The sequence below is a fragment of the Streptomyces sp. NPDC001156 genome (assembly GCF_053598275.1).
In genome coordinates this window covers 51,328-67,963 of record NZ_JBSFJX010000012.1, presented here as the reverse complement: position 1 = coordinate 67,963, position 16,636 = coordinate 51,328, and the positions used below count along the sequence as shown (strand labels likewise).

The 16,636-nt window shown below is 70.8% G+C and carries 19 protein-coding genes; 8 read left to right on the top strand and 11 right to left on the bottom strand.

Annotated features, from left to right (window positions below):
* Positions 1–48 precede the first annotated feature (48 nt).
* Genes ACWDA7_RS09275 through ppk2 form a run of 3 tightly spaced genes read left to right on the top strand, consistent with a single transcriptional unit; the run spans position 49 to position 2,366 of the window.
* Entirely contained in the window at positions 49–1,203 is a 1,155-nt protein-coding gene (locus tag ACWDA7_RS09275) for an anion permease (RefSeq protein WP_450603524.1), read from the top strand.
* Between the two features lie 19 nt (positions 1,204–1,222).
* Entirely contained in the window at positions 1,223–1,456 is a 234-nt protein-coding gene (locus ACWDA7_RS09270) for a hypothetical protein (protein WP_450603523.1), read from the top strand.
* Between the two features lie 22 nt (positions 1,457–1,478).
* The gene (gene ppk2, locus ACWDA7_RS09265; RefSeq protein WP_450603522.1) at positions 1,479–2,366 is read left to right on the top strand and encodes a polyphosphate kinase 2; all 888 of its coding nucleotides are present in this window, start codon (positions 1,479–1,481) and stop codon (positions 2,364–2,366) included.
* Between the two features lie 271 nt (positions 2,367–2,637).
* Here ppk2 and ACWDA7_RS09260 read toward each other — a convergent pair whose 3' ends face one another.
* Positions 2,638–3,027, bottom strand: a complete 390-nt coding sequence (locus ACWDA7_RS09260; protein ID WP_432925357.1) for a metalloregulator ArsR/SmtB family transcription factor — start codon at positions 3,025–3,027, stop codon at positions 2,638–2,640.
* Between the two features lie 63 nt (positions 3,028–3,090).
* Here ACWDA7_RS09260 and ACWDA7_RS09255 point away from each other — a divergent pair, with 63 nt between their 5' ends.
* Positions 3,091–4,212, top strand: a complete 1,122-nt coding sequence (locus tag ACWDA7_RS09255; protein ID WP_450603521.1) for a cation diffusion facilitator family transporter — start codon at positions 3,091–3,093, stop codon at positions 4,210–4,212.
* A 630-nt stretch (positions 4,213–4,842) separates the two neighbouring features.
* On the opposite strand, the gene ACWDA7_RS09250 is transcribed toward ACWDA7_RS09255, so the two are convergent.
* Both ACWDA7_RS09250 and ACWDA7_RS09245 read right to left on the bottom strand, forming a co-directional pair.
* A complete protein-coding gene (locus tag ACWDA7_RS09250; protein ID WP_450603520.1) occupies positions 4,843–5,397 on the bottom strand; it encodes a YbaK/EbsC family protein in 555 nt (184 codons plus the stop codon).
* Between the two features lie 43 nt (positions 5,398–5,440).
* Positions 5,441–6,013, bottom strand: a complete 573-nt coding sequence (locus ACWDA7_RS09245; RefSeq protein WP_450603519.1) for a helix-turn-helix domain-containing protein — start codon at positions 6,011–6,013, stop codon at positions 5,441–5,443.
* Positions 6,014–6,106: 93 nt separating this feature from the next.
* Between ACWDA7_RS09245 and ACWDA7_RS09240 the strand changes: the two genes are divergently transcribed.
* Positions 6,107–6,964, top strand: a complete 858-nt coding sequence (locus tag ACWDA7_RS09240) for a DMT family transporter (RefSeq protein WP_450603518.1) — start codon at positions 6,107–6,109, stop codon at positions 6,962–6,964.
* Between the two features lies 1 nt (position 6,965).
* On the opposite strand, the gene ACWDA7_RS09235 is transcribed toward ACWDA7_RS09240, so the two are convergent.
* The gene (locus ACWDA7_RS09235; protein WP_450603517.1) at positions 6,966–7,730 is read right to left on the bottom strand and encodes an acyltransferase; all 765 of its coding nucleotides are present in this window, start codon (positions 7,728–7,730) and stop codon (positions 6,966–6,968) included.
* A gap of 106 nt (positions 7,731–7,836) precedes the next feature.
* Here ACWDA7_RS09235 and ACWDA7_RS09230 point away from each other — a divergent pair, with 106 nt between their 5' ends.
* The gene (locus tag ACWDA7_RS09230) at positions 7,837–8,370 is read left to right on the top strand and encodes a gamma carbonic anhydrase family protein (RefSeq protein WP_450603516.1); all 534 of its coding nucleotides are present in this window, start codon (positions 7,837–7,839) and stop codon (positions 8,368–8,370) included.
* A 2-nt stretch (positions 8,371–8,372) separates the two neighbouring features.
* On the opposite strand, the gene ACWDA7_RS09225 is transcribed toward ACWDA7_RS09230, so the two are convergent.
* From ACWDA7_RS09225 to ACWDA7_RS09210, 4 genes are all read right to left on the bottom strand, one after another.
* Positions 8,373–9,023, bottom strand: a complete 651-nt coding sequence (locus tag ACWDA7_RS09225) for a DedA family protein (protein ID WP_450603515.1) — start codon at positions 9,021–9,023, stop codon at positions 8,373–8,375.
* A gap of 198 nt (positions 9,024–9,221) precedes the next feature.
* The gene (locus ACWDA7_RS09220) at positions 9,222–9,368 is read right to left on the bottom strand and encodes a hypothetical protein (RefSeq protein WP_450603514.1); all 147 of its coding nucleotides are present in this window, start codon (positions 9,366–9,368) and stop codon (positions 9,222–9,224) included.
* A 511-nt stretch (positions 9,369–9,879) separates the two neighbouring features.
* Positions 9,880–10,266 (bottom strand): hypothetical protein, encoded by a 387-nt coding sequence (locus ACWDA7_RS09215; RefSeq protein WP_450603513.1) that lies wholly within the window; start codon positions 10,264–10,266, stop codon positions 9,880–9,882.
* Between the two features lie 477 nt (positions 10,267–10,743).
* Positions 10,744–11,196, bottom strand: a complete 453-nt coding sequence (locus ACWDA7_RS09210) for a DUF4442 domain-containing protein (protein WP_450603512.1) — start codon at positions 11,194–11,196, stop codon at positions 10,744–10,746.
* Positions 11,197–11,496: 300 nt separating this feature from the next.
* On the opposite strand from ACWDA7_RS09210, the gene ACWDA7_RS09205 reads away from it, so the two are divergent.
* Entirely contained in the window at positions 11,497–12,504 is a 1,008-nt protein-coding gene (locus ACWDA7_RS09205; RefSeq protein ID WP_450603511.1) for a hypothetical protein, read from the top strand.
* A 58-nt stretch (positions 12,505–12,562) separates the two neighbouring features.
* Here ACWDA7_RS09205 and ACWDA7_RS09200 read toward each other — a convergent pair whose 3' ends face one another.
* The 3 genes from ACWDA7_RS09200 to ACWDA7_RS09190 form a co-directional block, all read right to left on the bottom strand.
* Complete coding sequence (locus ACWDA7_RS09200) at positions 12,563–13,408, bottom strand: spermidine synthase (protein WP_450603510.1); 846 nt, start codon at positions 13,406–13,408, stop codon at positions 12,563–12,565.
* 110 nt (positions 13,409–13,518) lie between these two features.
* Positions 13,519–14,709, bottom strand: coding sequence for an elongation factor Tu (gene tuf, locus ACWDA7_RS09195; RefSeq protein WP_450603509.1), 1,191 nt, complete (start codon positions 14,707–14,709; stop codon positions 13,519–13,521).
* A gap of 315 nt (positions 14,710–15,024) precedes the next feature.
* Positions 15,025–15,753: a DNA alkylation repair protein gene (locus tag ACWDA7_RS09190; RefSeq protein WP_450603508.1), complete on the bottom strand. Its 729-nt coding sequence runs from the start codon at positions 15,751–15,753 to the stop codon at positions 15,025–15,027.
* Between the two features lie 49 nt (positions 15,754–15,802).
* On the opposite strand from ACWDA7_RS09190, the gene ACWDA7_RS09185 reads away from it, so the two are divergent.
* Positions 15,803–16,633: a TVP38/TMEM64 family protein gene (locus tag ACWDA7_RS09185; RefSeq protein WP_450603507.1), complete on the top strand. Its 831-nt coding sequence runs from the start codon at positions 15,803–15,805 to the stop codon at positions 16,631–16,633.
* The last annotated feature ends 3 nt before the right edge of the window (positions 16,634–16,636 follow it).

Sequence of the window (16,636 nt, the reverse complement as noted above, 5' to 3'; positions counted from 1 at the left end):
TCGCTTGTGATTCTCCGTCAGTACGTCTCGGGTTGCTTAGATCGGGGAATGGACCACATCACGTTCCTCGTGGCCGCCGTCATCGTCACGGCACTGGCCTTCGACTTCACGAACGGATTCCATGACACCGCCAACGCGATGGCCACATCCATCGCCACCGGCGCCCTCAAGCCGAGAACCGCGGTCCTGATCAGCGGCGTGCTGAACATCGTCGGCGCCTTTCTGTCCACCGAGGTGGCGAAGACCATCTCGGGCGGCATCGTGGACGACACCCTGGTGACACCCGGGATGATCTTCGCCGGGCTGGTCGGCGCGATCCTGTGGAATCTACTCACCTGGCTCGTCGGACTGCCGTCGAGTTCCTCGCACGCGCTGTTCGGTGGTCTGATCGGCGCCGTATGGGTGGGCGCCGGCAGCAACGGCGTGCACTTTGACAAGGTTGTCGAGAAGGTGCTGGTCCCGGCGTTCGCCTCGCCCGTCGTCGCCGGTCTCGCGGCGCTGCTGGCCACCTACCTCGCCTACAAGATCACGGCCCGGGGCCGCAAGGAGTCGGTGACCAAGGGCTTCCGCCTCGGGCAGATCGCCTCCGCCTCGCTCGTCTCCCTCGCGCACGGCACCAACGACGCGCAGAAGACGATGGGCGTGATCACGCTCACGCTGATCTCCGCGGGAGCACTGGGACATGACGCCGGTCCTCCCGTGTGGGTGATCGCGACGGCCGGCCTCGCCATCGGGCTCGGCACCTATCTGGGTGGCTGGCGGATCATCCGCACGATGGGCAAGGGGCTCACGGACATCCAGTCGCCGCAGGGCTTCGCCGCCGAGGCAGCGTCCACCACCGTCATCCTCACCTCGGCCCACCTCGGTTTCGCCCTGTCCACCACGCAGGTCTGCTCCGGCGGCATCCTCGGCGCGGGACTCGGGCGACGGCTCGCCGAGGTGCGCTGGGGCACCGCGGGCCGCATGGTGATCGCATGGTTGATCACCCTCCCGTCGGCGGCGCTGGTCGGAGGAGTGTCCGCCGCCGTGGTGAAACACGGCGGGAACGCCGGAACCGTGGTGATCGCCCTCGTCGCCGCCGCCGTCGCCGCCTTCATCGTCGTCGCCTCGCGCCGCAACCCGGTACACGCCCACAACGTGAACGACAGCCACGAGGTCACCGTTCGCGCCACCGCCCCCACGAGCGTCGGCACCGCCGCCTGAGCCAGGAAGAATACGAGACATGCACCTTGACTGGACAGCCCTCGGCGAGGTCACCGCGGTCAGCATCGGAGTTACCGTCGGTGTGGTCGTCGTCTTCGCGCTCGGCGTGCTCGGCCTGGCACAGGTCGAGCACGCCCGCGAGCGGGACGGCGGCACTCATGCCGTCGGCATCGCCCAGGCGGGGCTCTGCTTCCTGGCCTGTGCCGCCGCGGTCGCGTACGGAATCTATCTGATCGTGCCGCAGTTCCACTGAGAGAGCAGGCAGGGAGGACGTGATGACACCTTTGGTGACGGAAGGCCTGCGGGTCGACTACACCGACCACGACGATCCGGTGTTGCTTCGCCCCGACGGCAGCCCGGTGGACACGTGGCGGGAGAACTACCCGTACGACCAGCGGATGGAGCGCAAGGAGTACGAGTGGCACAAGCGGCTCCAGCAGATCGAACTGCTGAAGCTGCAGAGCTGGATCAAGGAGTCCGGCCGCCGTCTCGTGATCGTCTTCGAGGGCCGCGACGCGGCCGGCAAGGGCGGGACGATCAAACGTTTCACCGAGCACCTCAACCCGCGCGGCGCCCGGGTGGTGGCTCTGGAGAAGCCGACCGAGCGCGAGCGCGGGCAGTGGTACTTCCAGCGTTACGTCGAACACCTGCCGACCGAGGGCGAGATAGTGATGTTCGACCGGTCCTGGTACAACCGGGCCGGAGTCGAACGCGTGATGGGCTTCTGCACGGACGACGAGTACCACCGCTTCATGCGCCAGGCGCCGCTGTTCGAGCGGATGCTGGTGGACGACGGCGTGGACCTCGTGAAGTTCTGGTTCTCCGTCTCGCAGAGCGAGCAGCGCACCCGTTTCACGATCCGTCAGGTCGACCCCGTACGGCAGTGGAAGCTCAGCCCGATGGACCTTGCCTCCCTGGACCGCTGGGACGACTACACCGCCGCCAAGGTCACCATGTTCCGCGAGACGGACACCGGTTACGCGCCGTGGACCGTGGTGAAGAGCAACGACAAGAAGCGGGCGCGGGTGGAGGCGATGCGCAGCGTCCTGGCCCGCTTCGACTACAGCGACAAGGACAAGGAGGTCGTCGGCAGCCCCGATCCCAGCATCGTGGGTGCGGCGGCCAACCTGCTGGAAGCGGGCGAGGACGACAACACCCGGTGAACGAGCGCCGGGCCGGGGGCACCTGCCCGAACGGGAGGCTGTGTGGGCGCGCCCGACCTCGGTGCGACTTCGCGTCTGGGCCTCACTCGGCAGGAGCACGCACTGCCGGCCGCCGACGGCCGGTGTCGCGTAAGGGCGCCCGACGCGGGCGCCTTTACGTCACTCACCCGGCTCGTACCCAGCCCGGGTGACGCGTCCTTCGGCATTCGGCGGCCGGGGGTTCGGGTACGGCGTCACGCGCGTCCTGCGGCCACGGCGCCGTGCGCACCCGTCAGTCGTGCGCCGGACGGTCGGTGAGCCGGTGGTCGGCGAGGCTGAGAGCCTCGTCCACGACCCTGCGCAGATGGCCGTCGCGCAGCCAGTAGATCACCCTGCGGCCCTCCTTGCGCGTCTGGACCAGTCCTGCGAGCCGCAGCCGCGCCAGATGCTGACTGACCGCCGGCCGGGCCGCGCCGCACGCTTCTGTGAGCGTGGAGACATCCGCCTCCCCACCGGTCAGGGCGTGCAGCAGGGCGAGACGGGTGCGGTCGCCAAGCAGGGCGAGCAACTCGGCAGCGAGCGCGAACTGCTCCTCGCCAGGGGTGCGGGGATGGTCGCCGGCCGCGCCATCCGTGCGCGGCTGCGCATCGTCCGCAGGTGATAGGTGCATGCGTGCGCTCATACGCACATAATGGCCCTGTGGGGGCGGACGCGTCCACTGCCGCGCGGCGGAAGGGGCCTTCGGATGGGACACGAACACGCGGGGCACGAGCACGACAGAGCGCCCGGTCACGATCTCGATCAGGCCCGTCCGCATCACCACCCGCACGGCCACGGTCACGGCCACGGTCACGGCCACGGCCACGCGCACCGTAACGGGCCCTTGCCCCGCCTCCGGCACCTCTTTGTCCCCCACTCCCACGAGACCGCCGACAAGCTCGACTCCGCGCTGGAGTCCTCCGCTCGGGGCATGCGGGCGCTGTGGGTCTCGCTGGCCGTACTCGGGGGGACGGCACTGGCCCAGGCGGCCGTCGTCGTGTTGTCCGGATCCGTCGCGCTGCTCGGCGACACGGTGCACAACGCCGCCGACGCCCTGACCGCCGTACCGCTCGGCGTCGCCTTCGTCCTGGGCCGGCGTGCGGCCACGCGCCGTTTCACCTACGGGTACGGCCGTGCCGAGGACCTCGCCGGAATCGTGATCGTGCTGACCATCGCCGCCTCCGCCGCGTTCGCCGCCTGGGCTGCGGTCGACCGGCTGCTGGACCCACGCCCGGTACAGCACATCCCGGCCGTGGCCGCGGCGGCGGTCATCGGATTCGTCGGCAACGAGTGGGTCGCCCGGCACCGGATCCGGGTGGGCCGTGAGATCGGCTCGGCCGCTCTCGTGGCCGACGGGCTGCATGCGCGCACGGACGGGTTCACCTCGCTCGCGGTGCTCCTCGGCGCGGGCGGGGCGGCGCTGGGGTGGCAGCTCGCCGACCCGGTCGTGGGCCTGGCGATCACCGCAGCGAGCGCGGTGGTGCTGCGGGACGCGGCCCGCGAGGTGTTCCGGCGGGTGATGGACGCCGTCGACCCGGCCCTGGTGGACCGGGCCGAGCTGGCGCTGCGCGCGGTGCCGGGCGTACGTGAGGTGGGCGAGTTGCGGCTGCGCTGGATCGGGCACCGTCTGCGCGCCGAGGTGGCGGTCGTGGTCGACGGCGAGGTCAGCGTGCGCCACGCGCACGCCATCGCGGTCGAGGCCGAACACGCCCTGCTGCACGCGGTCCCGAAGCTCACCGCGGCCCTGGTCCACGCCGACCCGGCCCCGGCACCGGGCGAAACGGATCCGCATCTGGTTCTGGCGCATCACGACCGCACTGTGGGCTGACGCGCGGGGGCCCGCCTCGGGCGGGGTGGGTCTTGTCCCGGAGTTGCGCGGGCTGCTGCCCGATCGGGGCGGGCCCAGTCCCCGGGCTGCGCGGGCCCCGTCACGGGCCGGGCGCTCACACCGGGGGTGCTGGCTTCGCGCGGAGCGCTCACGCCAGGGGCACGAACCAGGCCAGGCGCTCACACCGTGGGCCCCTTCCCGGGACGGGCGGGCCTGTCCGGGCTACGTTGGCTGCCCTGCCCCGAACGGGGCGGGCCTGTCCCGGGGCCGCGCCGGGCCCTCTCCGGGGCCGGGCGCTCACACCAGCGGCCCTTCACAGGCTGCCCTGCCCCAAGGGGGCGGCCCCGTCCCGGGATTGCACGGGCTGGGCGCTCACACCAGGGGCCCCTTCCCGGGCGGACAGGCCTGTCCAGGCGGGCGCTCACACCAGGGCCCCGTCCCGGGGTTGTACGCATCCTGTCCCGGGCTGGGCGTTCACACCATGGGCCCTTCCCGGGCCAGCCGAGCCTGTCCAGGCGCAGCGCTCACACCAGGGTCCCGGCCCGGGGCGACGCAGCCTCTCCCAGGCCGGGCGGGCCCTGTCCTCCCAGGCGCAGCGCTCACACCCGGGGGCGCCGGCCCGGAGGGCCGTCAGACGCCGAGCCCCTCCAGCACCACCGCGTTCGCCAGTTCGGCGAGCGCCTTGCCCGGCACCAGCAGCTTGCCGCGGCGCCTACCGCTGCCGACCAGCACGTACGGCAGGTCGGCGACCGCCGAGTCCACCAGCACCGGCCAGGTGCGGGGCAGTCCGATCGGCGTGATGCCGCCGTACTCCATCCCGCTCTCCCCCGTCGCCGTCTCCATCGGCGCGAAGGACGCCTTGCGCGCACCCAGTTGACGGCGGACGACGCCGTTCACGTCGGCGCGAGTGGTGAACAGGACCATGCAGGCGGCCAGGGTCGTCTCGCTGCCGCGCTTGCCCGCGACCACCACGCAGTTGGCGGACGTGTCGAGCAGGTCCTTGCCGTAGTGCTCCAGGAAGACCGCGGTGTCGGCCCACTCGGGCTCGGTGTCGACGTAGACGATCCGCTCGGCGGGCACACTACCGGTCCAAGTGCGCAGGGCGTCCGCCACCGGGCGAGCGAGCTCGTCGAGGCAGTCGGGGGCGGGCCTGGCGTTGTCGAAGTCTCCGATGGGTGCGCGCATGGGCGCACGCTAACAGCCGTACGCCCATGGCCGTACGGGCGTCTCAGCGCACGGGCGGCACCGAGATCGCCATCACCATCTCCGTCGGGCCGTCGCCGTCGTTGCCGTAGATGTGCGGGGTGTTGGCCTCGAAGGAGGCACTGGCACCCGTGGGGACGACGTAGAGGACGCCGTCGACCGTGAGGGACAGTTCGCCGGCGGTGACATGGACGAGTTCCACCGTCCCGGAGGGATGTGGGTCCGAGGCGCTGTGGTCGCCGGGCATCAGGTGCCAGTCCCACATCTCCAGCGGTCCGGGCGCCTCGGTGCCCGCGAGAAGGCGGTTGTAGCTGCCCGCGTCGGTGTGCCAGAGGCGCACGGCCTGCTCGGCCGGGACGATGCGGACCTTGGGGCCCTGCTCGTAGTCGAGCAGCGTGGTGATGCTGACGCCGAGTGCGTCGGCGATCTTCACGACGGTGCCGATGCTCGGATTGGTACGCGCCTGCTCGATCTGGATGAGCATGCCGCGGCTGACTCCGGCGCGGGCGGCGAGCGCCTCCAGCGTGAAGCCCCGCTCGGTACGCCAGCGCTTGACGTTGCGCGCCAGGGACTGAGTCAGCAGGTCGAGGTCCGACACTTTCCGTCCAATATTGTGTATGACAGAGTTTAATTCAATGAACTATGGTGTGGTGCACCCGATCGTTCACTGAACTGTACTGCGAGGCGGTCCATGACAGCACTCTTCGCCCTGGCCACGAGCCTCCTGTGGGGCCTGGCCGACTTCGGCGGCGGGCTGCTGACCCGGCGGATTCCGGCGCTGACCGTGGTCGTCGTCTCCCAGGCCGTCGCCGCGACCGTCCTCGGCGCGCTCGTGGTGGCGACCGGCGGCTTCGGCGAGGCGGGACCCCGGCTCTGGTTCGCGCTCGCCGCGGGCCTGGTCGGGCCGATCGCCCTGCTCTCCTTCTACCAGGCACTCGCTCTGGGCCCGATGGGGGTCGTCTCACCGCTCGCCACCCTGAGCGTGGCCGTTCCCGTCGGCGTCGGGCTCGTCCTCGGCGAGCGTCCGGGGCTGCTGCAGGCCACCGGCATCGCGGTCGCCCTGTCCGGGGTGGTGCTCGCGGGCGGGCCCCAGCTCAGAGGCGCGCCGGTGCAGCGGCGCGCGATCCTGCTCACGCTGGTCGCGGCACTCGGCTTCGGCACGGTGTTCGCCCTGATCGCGGAGGCGTCGACCACGGTCACCGGGCTGCTCCTGGCGCTCTTCGTCCAGCGCGTCACCAATGTCGCCGTGGGCGGGGCCGCCCTGTACGCCTCCGTGCGGCGCGGTGCCGCCGCGCTCCCGGGCGAGGGCTTCCCATGGCGCTCGCTGCCCGCGCTCGCGTTCGTCGGTCTGGCGGACGTGGCCGCCAACGGCACCTACGCGCTCGCCGCCCAGCACGGCCCGGTGACCGTGGCCGCGGTCCTCGCCTCGCTCTACCCGGTGGTCACGGCGCTCGCCGCGCGAGGCTTCCTCAGCGAGCGGCTGCGCGCTGTGCAGGCGGCCGGCGCGGGCCTCGCGCTGGTCGGCACGGTGCTGCTGGCCACCGGCTGAGTCACGACTCGGCCTCCAGCTCCGCGAGCCGGGCGATGTCCCCCTCGTCCAGTTGCGACAGCGCCTGCAACTGCTCGGGGGTGACCCCGTCGGGTATCGGCACCGGAGCGGGAGTCCGCAGCGGCGGCTGCCAGCCGGTATCGGGGGTCCAGCGCCGCACGACCCGTGCCGGGGCCCCGGCCACCACCGCATGGTCGGGTACGGCTCCGCGTACGACCGCCCCGGCCGCCACCACCACGTTCCGTCCGATCCGGGCGCCCGGCAGGATCACGGCGCCCGTCCCGATCCAGCACCCCGGGCCGATCTCCACCGGCTCCATCCGCGGCCACTGCTTGCCGATGGGCTGGTGCGGATCGTCGTACGAGTGGTTGGTGGAGGTCACATAGACGTACGGACCGAAGTAGCAGTCGCTGCCGATGGTGACCTCGGTGTCGGCGATGACATGGCTGCCGCGGCCCAGGACGACGCCGTCGCCGATGCGCAGGATCGGGTCGGGGCCGAGATCGAGATCGGGCATCAGCCCGGCGGTCAGGGTGACCTGCTCGCCGATGATGCAGTGCGCGCCGAGATGGATCCAGGGTTCGCCGAACACGGTGCCGAGCGGAAAGGCGAGCCTGGTGCCCACGCCCATCGCACCGAAGCGGAACCGCCCGGGCTGCTCCGCGGTCACGGCCCCCCGGCGCTGCGCCCAGGCCCAGCCCGCGTGGACGGCGCGCTGCGCGAGGCCGCGGCGCCATGACGAGAACGTGTTCTTGCTTCTGGGCACCCGCACACCGTAGTCGGCGCCGGGGGTACTCATGAGTAGGGACGGCTGTGATCTTCACCCCACCGATGGCGTACCGTGCCGGTGAACCGACCACGAGGAGACGGCGATGACGCACAAGGCCCTGATCACAGGCATCGGCGGCAAGGACCCCAAGGTGGATCAGGAGGCGTTCGTCTCACCCACGTCCGTGGTGATAGGAGACGTCACGCTGCACGCGGGCGCCAGCGTCTGGTACGGCGCGGTGCTCCGTGGCGACGTCGAGCGGATCACCGTCGGTGCGAGCAGCAATGTGCAGGACAACTGCACGCTGCACGCCGACCCGGGCTTCCCGGTGACCGTCGGCGAGCGAGTCTCCATCGGGCACAACGCCGTGGTGCACGGCGCCACCGTCGAGGACGACTGCCTGGTCGGGATGGGCGCCACGGTGCTCAACGGCGCGGTGATCGGCGCGGGTTCGCTGGTCGCGGCGCAGGCGCTGGTGCCGCAGGGCATGCGCGTACCCCCGGGCTCACTCGTGGCGGGCGTACCCGCGAAGGTCAAGCGTGAACTGACGCCCGAGGAGCGCGAAGTCGTCACGCTGAACGGCACGATGTACGCGGACCTGGCAAGGGCGCATCGAGACGTGCACGAGAAGCCCTGACCTCACTCGGCGGCCGGGACGGCTTCCCGTTCGGCCGCCTCCCTCTCCTGCGTCGCCTTCTTCGCCTTGCGCCTCACGATCAGCATCGAGGCGAGCCCGATGAGCAGCGCCGCTACGAGCCCCACCCACGAGAACTTCTTGAGCCAGGACTCGGCGACCACTCCGACGTAGTAGATGACCGCGGTGGTACCGCCGGCCCAGACCACGCCACCGAGGAGGTTGGCGATCAGGAACTTCCAGTAGGGCATGCGCAGGACACCGGCGAGCGGACCGGCGAAGATCCGCAGCAGGGCGATGAAGCGGCCGAAGAAGACCGCCCACATGCCCCACTTCTCGAAGAAGCGCTCGGCGGTCGCGACATGGCCCTCGCTGAAGTGTCGGGGGAACTTGTTCCCGAGCCAGGCGAGCAGCGGCCGTCCGCCCTTGCGCCCGATGGCGTAGCCGATGGAGTCGCCGACCACGGCGCCGAGGCTCGCGCAGGCGCCCAGGATCACGGGATTGATGCCGCTGTGCTGGGAGGAGAGCAGCGCGGCAGACACCAGGACGATCTCGCCCGGCAGCGGAATGCCCAGACTCTCCACGCCGATGACCAGCGCCACCACGGCGTAGACGGCGACCGCGGGCACCGTGTCGAGCCATTCCTGGACGTGCACAGTCGGTTCCTCTCCGATTCGCGTCCGCGTTCTCCGTGGGCACGCCCGCTCGGGCCGGCCCCCGGGAAGCCTACCGGTTCGGCCACCCCCGACGACGCCTCGCGGAAGGACGTTCCGGCTGCGTCAGCGCCTGCGCAGCGGGCTCGCCGTCGCCGCCATCCTTGTCTGGCTTGTCCTGGCCCGGCGGCAGCCTGCCGGTCAGCGATCGGACACCCATCGGGCGTACGGAGGCCAGGACCCCTTGCCGACGATGTGCTCCACGATCCTGAACGCGTCGCCGCTCGGCACGGTGTCCTCGTCCGGGTACTCGTCATGTTGCCCATTGGCGAGGACGAAACCCCTCACTCCACCCAGGGGCCCCTGGATGCACAGCGTGCTCGCCGGGATCGCCTTCGCCGCCGAGGAGCATCACCATCGCGCGCTCGATGTTCGTCACGAAGGCCAGCGATCGGCCGTACGAACTGGTCAGCCACGTCTCAAGCTGCCCTTTGCCGATCCTCGACCGCAGAGTCGCCGGTACCGCCTCGGACGCCACGGGGACGGTGCTGCCGTCAGCGATCACCCAGGCCTCGGTCACCGGCACGACGCTCTCATGGAAAGTGGTGCAGTTGACGCCCCGAGGGTCAGGCTCTGCGGCGGGGTCGGCCCCCGGATGGGACCGATCCCGTCTGACCTCCAAGTTTGAGACCGGCTCTCGCCCACAGCGTCCAGACAACCGTCATCTGGCTTCCGCAGCCCGGCCACCAGCGCGAATCATGACCCAGGGCGCCTTCAGGGCTCTGCGATGCAGAGACGAGCGGAGACGAATGTGCGGCGGCCGTCCAGGGTCAGGGTGAAGTGGAATTGCTCGGGCTGGTCACGCGGCCAGCTCCTGCGCGATCCGTGCCACCTCCGAGAGCGGCACGTCGACGTACTCCGGGGTGAGCTTCGGGCCTGAGTCGCTCTCCAGCCACCAGTACTCGCTGACGTCGACTCCGTCGATCGTCTCCACGCGAATCGGGTTGTGGCTCGTCTCGATCTCCACGACCGTGACGTTCTGCTCCAGCTTCGGCAGAAGGAAGCGGCGGACGACCTCGACGAGCGGGAAGTCCAGCTTGGCCCAGTCGAGACCGTTGTTGTCGCAGTAGTCGATCCACTCGTCGGGGTCGCTGCCGTCGTGGAAACCCCACTTCGAGAGCAGGTCGGCGCTGACCAGGGTGATGCGCGGCTCGTCCACGATCTCCTCCTTCGTCGCGCTCAGCATGGCAGACCCGATACCGCCCTGGGGCTCGGCCCCATGCCCGAACTGCCCCCTGATCCCGAGCGTCTCCGCGCGATCCTGCGTTGGCTGGACGAGCAGGTCGTCGAGAACGAGACCGTCGGCATCTACCTGCAGTTGCAGCTCGACGCCGTGCGGGAAGCGCGTATACCGCAGCCGCGGCGATCGGACGGTAGCAGGGCTCGGCCGCGCACGAAGCATGCGGTTTCGCCGGACGACGGCTTCCACGACTCGCGCACGTTCGCTTCGGTGCAGTTGGGCGCCCGGGAGTCGGTGGTGGCGGTGTCGAAGTGGCTGGGGCACTCGGACCCGTCGATCACGCTCAAGATCTATGCGCACATGATGCCGGGGTCGGACGGCGATGGATGCCTGATTCGCGGGCGCTTCGTCAATGATCTCCCTGAGCGCTCCCTGGCCTCAGAGCAGCGAAGCCAGGGAGCGCGGTTTCTCCAGCCAAAACCCTCAGCCGTTCGGCCGCAGCGTCCAGACAACCGTCATCTCGCCCGTGACAGCCCCGTCCTCGCGCTGGATGGAGATGCTCACCGGGAATTCCGGCCGCGTGCCCGCGTCGAGTTCCGCGATGACCTCGGCCGTCGGGCGCCCCAGGGTAGCCGTGGCCGTCACGGGGCCCATGGCCAACTTCTTGTAGCCGATCTCGGCCCGCACCGCGAGCGGCACCGCTCGGGAGAGCTCATCGCCGAAGGCTGAGAGAACGATGGCGCCACTGGCGGATTCGGCCAAGGTGAACATGGCACCCGCATGGGGACCGCCGAGGTGATTGTGGTAGTCCGGCTGGTCCGGAAGCCGGAGCACGGCGCGCTCCGGGGTCACCTCGACGAACTCCAGGTTCAGGGTGCGCACCATGGGGACCGTGGCGGCAAGCATCTCGCCCATCGAGGCGCTGTTGATTGTCATGGGGACGAGGTTACCGACGAGTAGGGCTCCTGGCCACCCCGCTGTTTCCCTCGTTCCTGGCCCGGGTGAAGCGCCTCGGGCCAGGCGCTTTCTCCACCGTCGGAATTCCGGATCGGTACGGAACACCGGCGTGTGGGTACCGGCCACCACGCCCCGGTGTGCCCCCCGCCGACGTGGTGGCCCAAGTCACCCTGATCCGTTCCGGGGCCGGGGCCGGAATCCTCAACTCCCGCTTCCGGTACGGGTCTGACGATGCGCGGTGACCCAAACGTGCCACAGGCCGCACTAGGGTTACCGTCCATGTGGCCAGGACAGCAGCCGCCCGGGGGCGAGCAGAACCCGCAGCACCAGAACCCCTATCAGCAGCCGGGTTACCAGCAGCCGAACCCGTACCAGCAGCCGGGATACCAGCAGCCGAACCCGTATCAGCAGCCCGGTGCGCAGCAGTGGGGGACGCCCTCGCCCATGGGGGCGCCGAAGCCGCCGAGCGGCGGAGGCGGCGGGAACCGGACCAAGTACGTCGCGATCGGTGCGGCCACGGCCGTGGTCGTGGCCGCCGGGGTGACCGGTTTCCTGGTCCTCGGCAACGACGGCAAGGACGACAACGCCGGGGGCAACACGAAGCCGTCGCCCAGCGCCTCGCAGAGCACGACGCCTTCGGCGCCCGCGTCGGAGAACCCCCGCGGCACCGAGACCGAGAAGCCGACCGTCGCCGGCTGGAAGGTCGTCGTCAACCCCAAGTGGGGCACGGCCTTTGACGTACCGCCGGACTGGGACGTCAAGTCGCCGGGGCTGCTGATCGGTTTCGAGGACGACAGTGCCAAGGCCGACGGCAAGCCTCTGATCACCATGTCCGCACCCGCATTCCTCAAGGAGAAGTGGTGCACCTCGGACGACGACAAGGACGGGCGGCCGGACGACAAGGCGCTGGCCGCGGCGGGCACCAAGGGCGCGAACGGCGCGAAGACCACGGATGAGGTCGCCGTGAACCAGGTGGCCTGGTGGGTGTACGGCGGCTACACGCAGCCGGACAAGAAGAGCGTCACGTACGACAAGAAGGCCAAGGCGTACACGACGGCGTCCGGTATCAAGGGCAGCATCGCCTGGGCCCGGTCCAAGAACACGCCCCAGAAGGGGAAGTGCGCATCCGACGGCAAGGCCGTCACGTTCGGTTTCAAGAACTCCGCGGGAGACTTCGTCGCGTGGAGCCTTTACGGCGCCACGGGCGTGAAGGACGAGATCCCGGACGCGACGATCGCGAAGATCCTCAGCACGGTACGCCTGCACGGCGACCCGACGGCGTCCTGAGCCCGCGCACACCGGGTGCCACGGCGACCGTGGCACCCTGCGGGCTGCCGGCGGTCGGTCAGCCGATGGTGAAGGCCCCGTCGGGCGGCTCCGGCGAGGGGACCGCGTTCTCGTCGTGCACCGGCTCGGCTCCGCCCATGAAGTCCCGCAGCCCCGCGCCGTGTTCGACCCGGGCGGGAAACGCGTCCGCGGCGGTGCGGCGTGCCAGCGGTGCCACGTCGAACGGCCGGTGGGCCGCGATCAGCACGGCGTTGCCGAAGCGGCGGCCGCGCAGCACGCCGGGCTCGGCGATGACCGCGAGCTGCTCGAAGACCGCCGCGAAGGTGGCGAGTTGGGACCGGAGGAAGGCGAAGGGCGCGGCGTCGGCCAGATTGGCCAGATAGATCCCGTCCGGGCGCAGCACCCGGTCCGCGGCGCGTGCGTACGCCACCGTGGTGAGGTGCGCGGGGATGCGGGAGCCGCCGAAGACGTCCGCGATCACGACATCGGCGGTGTCCGGTGCGGCGGTCTCCAGCCAGCCGCGGGCGTCCGCCGCGTGCAGCGTGATGCCGGCGTCGTCGGGCAGGGGCAGGTGCTCCACGACCAGGTCCAGCAGTCCCCGGTCGGCCTCGACGACGTCCTGCCGTGAGCCCGGCCGCGTCGCGGCGACATAGCGGGGCAGCGTGAGCGCGCCTCCGCCGAGGTGCAGCACCTCCAGGGGCCGGCCCGGCTCCGCCAGCGTGTCGAGTGCATGGCCGAGCCGGCGCGTGTACTCGAACTCCAGATGCGTCGGTTCGTCCTGATCGACGTACGACTGCGGCGCTTCGTCCACCGTCAGCAGCCAGGCCCGCTCACGGTCCACGTCGGGCATCAGCTTGGCGGTGCCGTGGTCGACGGTGCGGATCACGGGTATGGAGTCGCTCACGGTGCCATTGTGCCGGGCCGGGGGGCCGGCGCCGCTCCTCGCCCTGTGCAGGGGGCGGGGGAACCGCGGACCGGACCGGTCCGCGGTTCCCCCTGGAGCTCACACGCCCCTCACTCCACGGCTGTCACCGTCCCGGCGCCGACCGTCCGGCCGCCTTCGCGGATCGCGAAGCCGAGGCCGGGCTCCAGCGGGACAGCGCGGCCCAGTTCCACGGTCATGGTGACCGTGTCGCCGGGCCGGGCGACGGCCGTCTCACCGAGGTCGACGTCCCCGACCACATCCGCGGTGCGGATGTAGAACTGCGGCCGGTAACCGGTCGAAACCGGGGTCGTACGGCCGCCCTCCCGGGTGGACAAGACGTACACCCGCGCCGAGAAGCGGCGGCTCGGCGCGACGCTGCCGGGCGCCGCGACGATGTGCCCGCGGCGCACCGCGTCGCGCGGCACCCCGCGCAGCAGCAGCGCCACATTGTCGCCGGCCTGCGCCTCGTCCATGGGCCTGCCGAAGGTCTCCAGACCGGTGACCACGGTCTCCACGCCCGCGCCGAGCACCTCGACCCGGTCGCCCACACGGACCGTGCCGCGCTCCACGGCGCCCGTGACGACCGTGCCGCGGCCGGTGATGGTGAGCACGTTCTCCACCGACAGCAGGAACGGCGCGTCCAGGTACCGCTCCGGCATGGGGACATAGGTGTCCACCGCGTCGAGCAGCGCGTCGATCGCCGCGGTCCAACGGGGGTCGCCCTGAAGGGCCTTGAGCCCGGAGACCCGCACCACCGGTACGGAGTCTCCGGGATAGCCCTGCGCGGTGAGCAGTTCGCGGACCTCCAACTCGACGAGGTCGGTCAGCACGGTGTCCTCGCCGTCGTCGACAGCGTCGGCCTTGTTCAGGGCGACGACGATGTGGTCGACGCCCACCTGCCGGGCGAGCAGAACGTGTTCGGCCGTCTGCGGCATGATCCCGTCGAGTGCGGATACGACGAGGATCGCCCCGTCGAGCTGCGCGGCGCCGGTGACCATGTTCTTGACGTAGTCGGCGTGGCCCGGCATGTCCACGTGCGCGTAGTGCCGGGTGTCCGTCTCGTACTCGACGTGCGCGATGTTGATGGTGATGCCACGCGCCGCCTCCTCCGGGGCCCGGTCGATCCGGTCGAAGGGTACGTAACGGGTGCTGCCGCCGGCGCCGCGGTCAGCGAGGACCTTGGTGATGGCGGCGGTCAGGGTGGTCTTGCCGTGGTCGACGTGCCCCATCGTGCCGATGTTCAGATGCGGTTTGGTGCGCACGTATGCCGTCTTGGGCATGGCTGTACCTCGAAGCCTCTTCCGTGATGCCGAGTGATGGCCCCGGTGTCGCGTGGACGGCCGGGACGGGGACCCCGAGGACGTGCCGACCCTCCCCCTGCGGGGTCCGCCGGACGATCCGGGGAGGGTCAGCTTCGGGCGCCGTCGACTGCGGCCACGAGGATCGGGACGGCAGCCTTCGGCGCATCCGCGACTGCGGATGCTGCGAGGACGAAGGCGTACCGGAACATGTTGTAGATCGTCGTCGAAGGACCGGCCCGCGTCGAATGGTTTTCCCGGAGGGCGAGTTCGGCGGGACGCCCGGGGCAGGACGGATCAGAGGTTCTTGAGTGCTTCCCGCACCGACAGGGGGGAGAGCCGCGAGCGCTCCCAGACCACGAACTCCCGCACGGCCTCCGGGTCAGTCTTCGCGTACTCCCGCAGGGCCCACCCGATCGCCTTCCTGATGAAGAAGTCGGGGTGGCCGGACTGCCGTACGCAGTACGCGAAGAGGCGGCGGGTGTCGGTCGCCTCCTTGTGGCGCAGCTGGTGCAGGAGGGCTGTGCGTGCGATCCACAGGTGGTCGTCCTCGATCCACGCGTCCATGTCGCTCCGCAGCTCGGGAGCGGCGGTCACAAGACCTCCCACCACATGCGAGGCGAGTGCGTCGACCGTGTCCCACCAGGGGACCGTGGAGATCAGATGGCGTGCCACGGGCAGGAATCCGGGGGACAGCCGGCGCACGTTGCTGCGCAGGAAGTCGACGGCGAAGTAGTGGTACTCGCGTTCCGGAAGCGCCCAGCAGCGCAGTGCGAGCGCGGTGCAGTCGGCCTCGTCGGGACGGGGGATGCCCTCCAGGACGCTGCGGGAGAGGGTCCGGCGGACGGGCGTGGGCAGACCGAGAAAGGGCGCGACGTCCTTCATGTAGGCACTCATCGCGGCAGCCCGCTCCGGATCCGCGGCGGCAGCATACACATCGGTGAGCCGCTCCAACACCGCGTCGGCGAGAACGCTGTTCGGCGACGCCAACTGTCCACAGTGAATTCCGGAATCTGTGACGCCCATGAGACGAACCATACGGCCTTCGCACACATCGGTCGGTTAGTGTCGCGGAATGCCCGATGCCACCACCCGCTCTGGGGGCACCGCCACGGCCGCAGCCCAGGCCGCCGCCACGGAATTCGCCGCCGCAGAACTCGACACAACGGTCCCGCCCCTGGTCGCCGCGGACGCGGCCTCGGGGCAGGTCGCTGCCGTCGTCGTACCCCTCGGCTTCGCCGCCCGCTGCACAAGAGCGCTGCTCTCGCCCTGGTCGCGGCTGTGCCTGCTGCTGGGTCTGCTCGCCGCTGCCGGGTCCTGCGTGCTGCTGTTCCAGCCGCAGAAGCTGCTGACGCACGGCTGGCCGCACCAGTTCGGGGGCGCCGCCGCTGCCGTCCTCTTCGCTGTGGCGTACGGGCTGTGCGCGACGGCGTTCGTACCGCGCCCGCTGCTGAGCCTCGCGGCGGGCGCGCTGTTCGGCTCTGCGCTGGGCACGGGGGCCGCTGTCGCGGGCACCGTGCTCGCGGCCGGGATCTCCTTCGGGCTCGGCCGGGTGCTCGGGCAGGACGCCCTGCGGCCGCTCCTGCGCGGCCGCGTGCTGAAGGCCGCGGATGGGCTGCTCAGCCGGCATGGATTTCGCTCGATGCTGGCGGCCCGGCTGTTCCCGGGGCTGCCCTTCTGGGCGGTCAACTACTGCGCGGCCGTCTCCCGGATGCGGTGGGGGCACTATCTGCTGGCGACGGCGCTCGGCTCGATACCGAACACCGCCGCCTACGTCGTCGCCGGCGCCCGGGCCGCCAGGCCCACCTCGCCGATCTTTCTGATCGCGGTGGCTTCCATCGCGGTGCCGACGCTGATCGGCGCGTTCGTGGCCTGGCGCAAGCGCCACCACCTGCGCGGCCACTGAGGA